Source organism: Variovorax sp. GW531-E2 (assembly GCF_059423125.1).
This window is the reverse complement of record NZ_JBWKXQ010000135.1, coordinates 1-1,244: the sequence shown is the minus strand read 5'-3', so window position 1 is coordinate 1,244 and position 1,244 is coordinate 1. Positions and strand designations below refer to the sequence as shown.

Sequence of the window (1,244 nt, the reverse complement as noted above, 5' to 3'; positions counted from 1 at the left end):
GCACTCGGCGCTTCGAGGCGGTACAGCCGTGCCGTCTGGCTCAGCTCGGCCCACAGGGCGCTGCGGTCAGCGGAAGGTGACGACGAACGCGTGCGCAAGGGCACACTGCCGTGGTTGGACATGAAACTCCCCGAACTTATTTTTCTTCCCGGCGTTGCGCGGGGTGGCATGCCTCCGATTGTCGGAGTCCCGGTGGCCCGAACGTAAGTACCTGAAAGTAGCACCCGGCGGTGCAGGACGGCGCCTCAGTCCGGCGAATGCACGCCGCCGCCCTGGCGCCCCTCTTCCGCCGCCGCGACCAGCCGCAGCCCGGCGCGCACGCGCGCCAGCGTCTCGTTCTCGCGCTGCGGCGCATACACGGCGTGCGCCGAATGCGAGAACTCCGGCGCGCCCTCCACCAGCCGCAGCCGGCCGTCGGCCAGGAAGGGCCGCGCGACGCCGATGCGGAAGTACCCCGCGCCGCCCACGGCAAGCAGGTAGGTGAGCGCCAGCGGCCCGAGCGAGATCGACACCGGCGCATGGGCCAGCTCCGGAAACGCAGCCTCGTGGTTGGCCGCGAAGGCCGGGCCCCAGTCGACCGACACGTAGCGCGTGCGGTCGAGCCGGCCTTCGGGGTCGGTGGTGACCATCACCAGCCGCTCCTCGGCCAGCAGCTCGGCCACGAGGCCGGGGCGCTGCGGCGGGTTGTAGAGCACGGCCAGGTCGAGCGCACCGCCCTGCACGGCGTCGAGCAGGCGCTGCGCGCTGTCGACCTCGGCGCGCAGCGCGATCTCGGGGCAGACGCGGTGCATCCAGATCAGCCAGTCGGCCAGCAGCGGATGCCACAGGCTGGGCTCGCTGCCCACGCTCACGCCCTCCTCGATTCCGGGCGGCAGCGCGACATGCTGGCGTGCGCGCTCCCACACCTGCACCAGCGTGGTCGCGTGCGCCACGAAGCGCTCGCCCGACGCGGTGAGCCGCGCGCCGGCCTTGTTGCGCACGAACAGGCGCCGCCCGAGCTGGTCTTCGAGCAGGCGGATGCGCGCGCTGACGGCGGTCTGCGTCAGGTGCAGGCGCTCGGCCGCGGCCACGAAGCTGCCGGTGGCCGCGACTTCGAGAAAGGTCCGGGCGAGGCCGATGTCCATCGGATTCATATTAGTTTTTTTGCACTCATTTGCAATGAACATTCATTGGCTTGGAGAGAAGCATCGGTTCACCATGAGCGCACGACTTCAGGAGCCCCGCCCCATGCGTCCCCTGCCGCC

The 1,244-nt window shown here is 70.6% G+C and carries 1 protein-coding gene; it reads right to left on the bottom strand.

The features are described 5' to 3' along the window. Positions 1-245 precede the first annotated feature (245 nt). Positions 246-1,124, bottom strand: coding sequence for a LysR family transcriptional regulator (locus AC07XP_RS32270; RefSeq protein ID WP_495266961.1), 879 nt, complete (start codon positions 1,122-1,124; stop codon positions 246-248). Positions 1,125-1,244: the final 120 nt, after the last annotated feature.